Origin of the sequence: Phenylobacterium sp., from assembly GCF_035276905.1 — a bacterium.
In the GTDB taxonomy this organism is placed as follows: Bacteria; Pseudomonadota; Alphaproteobacteria; order Caulobacterales; family Caulobacteraceae; genus Phenylobacterium.
Map to the genome: position 1 here is coordinate 1 of NZ_DATELG010000228.1, position 4,618 is coordinate 4,618.

Sequence of the window (4,618 nt, forward strand, 5' to 3'; positions counted from 1 at the left end):
CGGGCCCGACGCGGACGGCCGCGCCTGCGCCCGCCGCAGCGGCTCCCGCGCCTGCGCCCACGCCGCCCGCGCACTGAGCAGGCCGCCCGGCGCGAAAACTTGGCCCGGCGCCGGACGGCGGAAATTGCAGGATCGCCGCCATCCGCCTAGGTTGAGCTTAAGATTCTCTCATCGACTCGGCGGTCAGCACACATGTCCGATTCTTCGCAAGAACCGACGATGGAGGAGATCCTCGCCTCCATCCGGCGAATCATCTCCGAAGACGACGCGCCCGAGTCCAGCGCGAGCCCGGCCTCGCCGCCGCCCGGGGAGCCGCCGCCGCCCGCCCCGGCCGCCGACGAGCTGCCGATTCCCGAGGACGAGGATTTCGCCGCGGCCGCCGCCGCCGACTCCGCAGGCTTCGGCGACGACAGCGACGAGCTGGAGCTGACCGAGAAGGTCGAGACCCACGGCGACCTCGACATCTATTCCGCCCCGGCCGAGCCGCCGCCGGCCGCGCCCGAGGTTCCGGACATGGCCGGTCTGGTGAGCGCGCCGGCGGCCGCCGCCGCCGCCGCCGCATTCGGCCGGCTCAGCGGCAACATGGCCATGCCGGCCCCCGGCCGCACCCTGGAGGACGTGGTCCGCGAACTCCTGCGGCCGCTGCTCCAGCAGTGGCTCGACGAGAACCTGCCCGGCATCGTCCAGCGCGCGGTCGACGCCGAGGTCTCGCGCCTCGCCAGGGGCGGGTAGCGCAGCGCGCCTTAAGGCGAGCTGTCCCTCCCCATAAAGGGGCGGGAGGGCTTTCGCCTTCCCGTGCGGGAAGGTAAGGACCGCTGCACCTCGCCATGCTTGAAAAAACCTTCGACCCCAAGACCGCCGAGCCGCGCCTCTACGCCGCGTGGGAAGCCTCGGGCGCGTTCGCGCCGATCGACGATCCGGCCGCCGAGCCGTTCTCCATCGTCATCCCGCCGCCGAACGTCACCGGCTCGCTGCACATCGGCCACGCGCTGAACAACACCCTGCAGGACGTGCTGATCCGCTTCGAGCGGATGCGCGGCAAGGCGGCGCTGTGGCTGCCCGGCACCGACCACGCCGGCATCGCCACCCAGATGGTGGTGGAGCGCAAGCTCGCCCAGGAGGGGAACGTCGGGCGGCGCGACCTGGGTCGCGAGGCCTTCGTCGCCAAGGTCTGGGAGTGGAAGGCCGAGTCCGGCGGCCAGATCGTCAACCAGCTGCGCAGGCTGGGCGCCTCCTGCGACTGGAGCCGCGAGCGCTTCACGCTCGACGAAGGCCTCTCGGCGGCCGTCCGCAAGGTGTTCGTCGCCCTGCACAAGGAGGGGCTGATCTACCGCGACAAGCGGCTGGTGAACTGGGACCCGCACTTCCAGACCGCCATCTCCGATCTCGAGGTCGAGCAGCGCGAGATGGAGGGCCAGTTCTGGCACTTCGCCTATCCGCTGGAGGACGGCAGCGGCGAGATCGTCGTCGCCACCACCCGGCCCGAGACCATGCTGGGCGACACCGCGGTCGCGGTCCACCCGAGCGACGAGCGCTACAAGGACCTGGTCGGCAAAAAGGTGCGCCTGCCGATCGTCGGCCGGCTGATCCCGATCGTCGCCGACGAATACGCCGACCCCGAGAAGGGCTCGGGCGCGGTGAAGATCACCCCCGCCCACGACTTCAACGACTTCCAGGTCGGCAAACGCCACGGCCTGCCGATGATCAACATCCTCGACGACTTCGGCCGCATCAACGACGAGGCGCCGCAGGCCTACCGCGGCCTCGACCGCTTCGTCGCGCGCAAGAAGGTGGTCGAGGCGTTCGAGGCGGCCGAGCTGCTGCGCGGGATCGAGAAGGTCAAGAACACCGTGCCGCACGGCGACCGCTCCGGCGTCGTCGTCGAGCCCTACCTGACCGACCAGTGGTTCGTGAACGCCGAGGTGCTGGCGAGGGACGCCATCAAGGCGGTCGAGCAGGGCGACACCGTCTTCGCGCCCAGGCACTGGGAGAAGACCTACTTCGAGTGGATGCGCAACATCCAGCCCTGGACGATCTCGCGCCAGCTCTGGTGGGGCCATCGGATCCCGGCCTGGTTCGGCCCCGACGGCGCCGTCTTCGTCGAGGAGACCGAGGAAGAGGCCAAGGCCAAGGCGCGCCGGCACTACGGCCGCGACGAGCCTCTGCGCCAGGACGAGGACGTGCTCGACACCTGGTTCTCCTCGGCGCTCTGGCCGTTCTCGACGCTGGGCTGGCCGCAGAAGACTGAGGACCTGGCGCGGTTCTATCCGACCCACACCCTGATCACCGGCTTCGACATCATCTTCTTCTGGGTCGCCCGGATGATGATGCAAGGCATCCACTTCATGGGCGAGGCGCCGTTCAAGCGGGTGTTCATCAACGCCCTGGTGCGCGACGCCACCGGCGCGAAGATGTCCAAGTCCAAGGGCAACGTCATGGACCCCCTGGAGCTGGTGGACGAGTTCGGAGCCGACGCCCTGCGCTTCACCCTCACCGCCATGTCGGGGGCGGCGCGCGACATCAAGCTCTCCAAGCCCAGGATCGAGGGCTATCGCAACTTCGGCACCAAGCTCTGGAACGCCACCCGCTTTGCCCAGATGAACGGCTGCGCGCGGGCCGAGGGCTTCGATCCGGCCAAGGTTCAGGGCACGCTGAACCGCTGGATCGTCGGCGAGACGGTGCGCACGGCCACGGCGGTGACCGCGGCGCTGGCCGACTGCGGCTTCGACGAGGCGGCGAACGCGCTCTATCGCTTCATCTGGAACGTCTACTGCGACTGGTACGTCGAGCTGGCAAAGCCGATCCTCAACGGGACCGACGAGGCCGCCCGCGACGAGACGCGCGCCACCGCTGCGTGGGCGCTGGACGTGATCCTGAAGCTGCTGCATCCGGTGATGCCGTTCCTGACCGAGGAGCTGTGGGCCCAGACGGCGGGTCAGGGCGCGCCGCGCGAGCATGCGGGCTTCCTGATGACCGCCCGCTGGCCAGAGCTGCCGGAGAGCCTGATCGATCCGGCGGCCGACGCCGAGATCGGCCTGATCATCGACGCCATCTCCGAGGGCCGATCGGTGCGCCAGGAGCTGAACGTGCCGCCCTCGGCGCGGCCGGCGCTGCTGGTGGTCGAGGCGACCGAGGCCCAGCGCGGCGTGCTGGCCGCCAGCGCGCCGCTGATCGCCCAGCTGCTGCGCGTGGCCGAGGTGAAGTTCGAGGGCGCCGCGCCCGCGGGATCGATCCCCTATGTCGTCGCGGGCGCCACCCTGGCGCTGCCGGTGGCCGAGTTCATCGACCTTGCCGCCGAGCGCGCGCGGCTGACCAAGGAGGTGGCTAGCCTCGGCTCCGAGATCGACAAGCTCGGCAAGAAGCTCGGCAACCCCGACTTCGTCTCCCGCGCCCCGGAAGAGGTGGTCGAGGAGAACCGCGAGCGCCTCGCCGAGGCCCAGGCCGCCAGGGCCAAGCTCGAGGCGGCGCTGGCGCGGCTGGGCGGGGCGTAACGCGGCAGGCGGCGTCTCCCTTGCCCCGCAAGCGCGCCGACAGCCTGCTGGTGGAGCGCGGCTTCTTCGAGAGCCGGGCCAAGGCGCGTGCGGCGATCGAGGCCGGCGGCGTGACGGCGGGCGGCCGCTTGGTCGCCAAGGCGTCCGACGCCATCGACGCGGCGGCGGAGATCGTCGCCGCTCCGGCGCATCCCTGGGTCGGCCGCGGCGCGCTGAAGCTGGTCCATGCGCTGGACGCCTGGCCGATCGCGGTGGCGGGAAGGGTGGTCCTCGACGTCGGCGCCTCGACCGGCGGCTTCACCGAGGTCTGCCTCGCGCGCGGCGCGGCGCGGGTCTATGCAGTCGACGTCGGCCGCGGGCAGCTGCATCCGTTGCTTCGCCGCGATCCGCGCGTCGTCTGCCTGGAGGCGACCGACGCCCGGGCGCTGACGGCAGCCTTGGTTCCCGTACCGCCGCGGCTCGTGGTCAGCGACGTCAGCTTCATCAGCCTGGAGAAGGCGCTGCCGGCGGCGCTGGCCCTGGCGGAGCCGGGCGCCGACCTGATCGCCCTGGTCAAGCCGCAGTTCGAGGTCGGGCCGGCCCGCGTCGGCAAGGGCGGCCTGGTGAAGGACGAGGCGGCGCGAGAGGATGCGCTGGCGGGCGTCGGCCGCTTCCTGGAATTCTCCGGCTGGACCGTGCAGGCCACGATCGACAGCCCCATCGAGGGCGGCGACGGCAATCGCGAGTTCCTGCTCTGGGCTCGGAAATCAGATGCTTCCCCAAATGAGGAGGATCAAGAAAAAGGCCGCCCGCGGGGAGGCGGGCGGCCAGTTTGACGCTCGAACTTGGTCTGAGATCAGTCGACGACCTGGTAGCGGCCGGAGCTGTCCTGGCAGACGCGCACGAAGCGCTTCTGGACGCGGCCGTCGGGCAGGTAGATCGGGCTCTCCGCCAGGGTGCAGCCGTCCGGCCCGACCGGGCGCTCGGCGATGCGGAAGCGCTCGCCGCGGCGGCCGTAGGCCCAGTGGGCGTCGTCGTCATCGTCATCGCGGCTGTAGTAGGCGGGCGCCGGGGGAGGCGGCGGCGGCGCGTAGTAGGCCCGCGGCGGCGGTGGCGGCTCGGGCGGGGGCGGCGGCGGGGCAGGGGCG

The 4,618-nt window shown here is 71.3% G+C and carries 3 protein-coding genes and 1 pseudogene; 3 read left to right on the top strand and 1 reads right to left on the bottom strand.

Annotated elements, in window-relative coordinates; all coding sequences use genetic code 11:
• The first annotated feature begins 192 nt into the window (after positions 1 to 192).
• From VJS38_RS10625 to VJS38_RS10635, 3 genes are all read left to right on the top strand, one after another.
• A complete protein-coding gene (locus tag VJS38_RS10625; protein WP_324088119.1) occupies positions 193 to 732 on the top strand; it encodes a DUF2497 domain-containing protein in 540 nt (179 codons plus the stop codon).
• Positions 733 to 827: 95 nt separating this feature from the next.
• The gene (locus VJS38_RS10630) at positions 828 to 3,491 is read left to right on the top strand and encodes a valine--tRNA ligase (RefSeq protein ID WP_324088120.1); all 2,664 of its coding nucleotides are present in this window, start codon (positions 828 to 830) and stop codon (positions 3,489 to 3,491) included.
• Positions 3,492 to 3,511: 20 nt separating this feature from the next.
• A complete protein-coding gene (locus tag VJS38_RS10635) occupies positions 3,512 to 4,306 on the top strand; it encodes a TlyA family RNA methyltransferase (RefSeq protein ID WP_324088121.1) in 795 nt (264 codons plus the stop codon).
• Between the two features lie 20 nt (positions 4,307 to 4,326).
• On the opposite strand, the pseudogene VJS38_RS10640 reads toward VJS38_RS10635, so the two are convergent.
• Positions 4,327 to 4,618, bottom strand: a pseudogene (locus VJS38_RS10640) (hypothetical protein); the annotation flags it as partial.